Origin of the sequence: Micromonospora endophytica, assembly GCF_003236305.1 — a bacterium.
GTDB lineage: Bacteria > Actinomycetota > Actinomycetes > Mycobacteriales > Micromonosporaceae > Micromonospora > Micromonospora endophytica.
Genome location: NZ_POTX01000391.1, coordinates 1 through 3495, shown reverse-complemented (window position 1 = coordinate 3495; position 3495 = coordinate 1). Strand labels below are relative to the sequence as shown.

At 71.8% G+C, this 3495-nt stretch carries 3 protein-coding genes; 1 reads left to right on the top strand and 2 read right to left on the bottom strand.

The window, feature by feature from the left end; genetic code table 11:
• Nucleotides 1-1956: acetoacetate--CoA ligase (locus tag C1I93_RS29560; protein ID WP_111246538.1), on the bottom strand; the 1956-nt coding region annotated here is incomplete at its 3' end.
• Nucleotides 1957-2223: 267 nt separating this feature from the next.
• The gene (locus C1I93_RS29555; RefSeq protein WP_111246537.1) at nucleotides 2224-2739 is read right to left on the bottom strand and encodes an acyl-CoA thioesterase; all 516 of its coding nucleotides are present in this window, start codon (nucleotides 2737-2739) and stop codon (nucleotides 2224-2226) included.
• Nucleotides 2740-2762: 23 nt separating this feature from the next.
• Between C1I93_RS29555 and C1I93_RS29550 the strand changes: the two genes are divergently transcribed.
• Complete coding sequence (locus C1I93_RS29550) at nucleotides 2763-3413, top strand: hypothetical protein (RefSeq protein WP_111246536.1); 651 nt, start codon at nucleotides 2763-2765, stop codon at nucleotides 3411-3413.
• The last annotated feature ends 82 nt before the right edge of the window (nucleotides 3414-3495 follow it).

Below are 3495 nucleotides of genomic sequence, written 5' to 3'. Positions count from 1 at the left end.
GTGGTGGGCGAGGGTGGCGAAGGCGGTGAGGGACTCGGGGTTGGCCAGGGCGCCCTTGGCGGCAGCCTGGTCGACGGGGGTGCCGGTGAGGATCTTCTTGACCGGGACCTCCAGCTTCTTCGCGCTCAGGGTGCGGGGGACGGCGCGGACCTGGTGGATCTCGTCGGGCACGTGCCGGGGCGACAGGGCGGTACGCAGCTCACGGCATATCTTGCGGCGCAGGTCGTCGTCGAGGGTCAGCCCCTCGGCGAGCACCACGAACAGCAGCAGTTCACCGGCACCGCCCTCGTCGTCCTCAAGGTGCACCACCACCGAGTCGACCACCTCGTCCAGCGCCTCCACCACCGAGTAGAACTCGGCGGTGCCCAGCCGTACGCCGCCCCGGTTGAGGGTGGCGTCGGAGCGGCCGGTGATCACGCAGCCGCCCCGGGAGTTGATGGTGATCCAGTCGCCGTGCCGCCACACCCCGGGGTAGATGTCGAAGTACGCCTCCCGGTAGCGGGTGCCCTCCGGGTCGTTCCAGAAACCCACCGGCATGCTCGGCATCGGCTCGGTGATCACCAGCTCACCCAGCTCGCCGATGACCGGGGTGCCGTCGGCCGAGCGGGCCTCCACCTTGGCGCCCAACGCCCGGCAGGCGATCTCACCGGCGTGCACCGGCAACAGGGGTACGCCACCGACGAATCCGGTGCACACGTCGGTGCCGCCGGAGAGCGACTGGAGCTGAAGGTCGCTGCCGACGGCGTCGTACACCCAGGTGAAGCCCTCGACCGGCAGCGGCGCACCGGTGGAGCCGAGCCCGCGCAGCGCGGACAGGTCGGCGATCTCCCGTGGCACCAGATTCGCCTTGCGGCAGGCCAGCAGGAACGGCGCGGAGGTGCCGAAGTACGTGCTGCGGCTCCGCTCGGCCAGTCGCCACAGCGCACCCAGGTCGGGGTGGCCCGGGTTACCGTCGAAGAGCACTATCGTCGCGCCCACCGCCGGCCCGCTGACCAGGAAGTTCCACATCATCCAGCCGGTGGTGGTGAACCAGAAGAACCGGTCGGCCGGCCCGAGATCGTGGTGCAGGGCGAGCATCTTCAGGTGCTCCAGCAGGATCCCGCCGTGACCGTGCACGATCGGCTTGGGCAGCCCGGTGGTGCCGGAGGAGTAGAGCACGTACAGCGGGTGGTCGAACGGCACCGGGGCGAAGGTCGCCGGCTCGTCGGTCGGTGCCGCCAGCTCCGCCCAGGCCAGCATCCCGTCCGGCAGCGGCGCGTCCGGGTCGAGGTAGGGGATGCCGACGGTGTGCTCCAGCGAGGGCAGCGCCGCCCGGATCGCGGCCACCTCGGCACGCCGGTCCACCGCCTTGTCGCCGTAGCGGTAGCCGTCCACCGCCACCAGCACCTTCGGCTCGATCTGCTGCCAGCGGTCGGTGACGCTGCGGGTGCCGAACTCGGGCGCGCAGGAGGAGAAGATCGCCCCGAGGCTCGCCGTGGCGAGCAGCAACACGTACGTCTCGGGGATGTTCGGCGCGTACGCGGCCACCCGGTCACCGGAGGTGACCCCGAGCCGGCGCAGCCCGGCCGCCACCCGCCGGACCTGCTCGCGCAGCTGCGCGGCGGTCAGCGTGACCGGGTCGCGGGTCTGCCCGTACGCGATGACCACCGGGTCGTCGTCGGCCCGACCCGGCATCCGCAGCACGTTCTCGGCGTAGTTGAGCGTGGCACCGGGGAACCAGCGGGCACCAGGCATGCTCCGCTGCCCCAAGGTGGCGGTCGGCGGGGTGTGCGCGACGACCTCGAAGTGGTCCCAGATCGAGCGCCAGAAGGCGTCCAGGTCGGTGACCGACCATTGCCACAGCGCGTCGTAGTCGGCGAACTCCAGCCCACGGTGTTCGGCCAGCCAGCGCAGGTACGCCCCGATCCGCGACCGCTGGAGCACATCCGCCGGCGGCGTCCACAGCACGTCAGTCACTGGTCCACTCCTCCCCCAGGCCCGGCACGACGCGGTGCGCTGGGCCGTGGCGCCATCCTGCCCTACCCCGACGCGTCATTCTCCACAGCCAGCCCCACCCCGCCCATGTGCCCACCGCACATGAAGTGCAAGGAAGGGCCCCCTATTAACGCCTGGAGTAGTAAAGGGGCCCCCTTTTAACGCAGCGATCCGGCCGGGGAGCGCGACCTCAACGCAGCGATCCGGCCGGGAGCGCGACCGCGACCGGTCACCGCGGTCGTTACCGGTTCACCGTGCGCGGTGAGCCTGGATGGCGCGTCGGCGGGCCAGCCGGTGCTCCCGGCGGATCTCCGCCTCCCGCCAGCGGCGTTCGTCCTCCGGCGTCTCCGGCAGGACGGGCCGCACCGCCCGCGGCGCACCGCCCACCTCCACGCCGACGAAGACGAGGTACGCGGTGGCCACCCGCACCGGTGCCGTCTCGGCCGAGTCCCAGCGCTCTGCCATCACCCGTACGCCCACCTCCATCGAGGTCTGCCCGGTCCAGTTGACCTGGGCGTACGCGTGCACCAGGTCACCCACCCGGACCGGCTCGGAGAAGACGATCTCGTCGATCGCGGCGGTGACCGCCGTACCACCGCTGTGCCGGGCCGCCGCCGCACCGGCGACATCGTCGACGAACTTCATCAGCACACCGCCGTGCACGGTTCCGTAGAGGTTCACGTCGACCGCGGTCATGATCCGACTGAGCGTGACCCGGGAGTACGACGTCGGTTTACCTGGCATGGCGCAGGGGTGCTCGGTCATGGCGGAAACGGTACGGTGCGGCAATGCGACATCTGTGGAGCTTCCTCGCCGGGCTGGTGGTGGTTCCGGTCACCTGGGTGCTCGTCACCCTCGGGCAGGACGGGTCGGCCGGCACCGTCGACCGGTGGGTGGAGATCGGCACCTCGAACACGGCCAACCTCATCGAACCGGCCGTCTACCTGGCCGTCGGCGGCATCGTGCTGGGCCTGCTCGGCACGTTGCGCATCTCGCCGCTCGGTCCGTTGGTGGCCGGGTTGCTGCTGGTCACCCCGTACGTCGGGCTCTTCATCACGCCGTTCCAGGTCCGCGAGCGCATCCCGGACGACTGGGAGTTCCTCGGCGACCCACTGCCGCTGCGCCTGCCGGTGGAGAACGGCACCCTCTTCCTGATCGGCGTGCTGCTGCTGATGGCGACGTTCAGCGGCCAGCGTTGGCGGCGCTGGCCCCGCCCGGTCACCGAAGCGGCACCGGCCGCGCCGGCGCCGACCGAGGAGCCGACGCTTACCGACTGGTCGCCGACTCCGGCCGCGGAGCGGGACACATCCCCGCTGAGCCTGGGCTACCCGGACCCGGACCCGACGCCTACCGAGCCGCTGCCGCGGCGTACCGGGGGCGCCTCACCGTGGTCCGCCCCGCCGGGAAATCTGCCCCGACGCGACGACGCCGTCAACTGACCGCCATCACCTCACCCGCCCCGCCCGGCCGCCAGCGCCGGGCGGCGGCACGGAGGTCGGGCGGGGGCACGGAGGTCGGGCG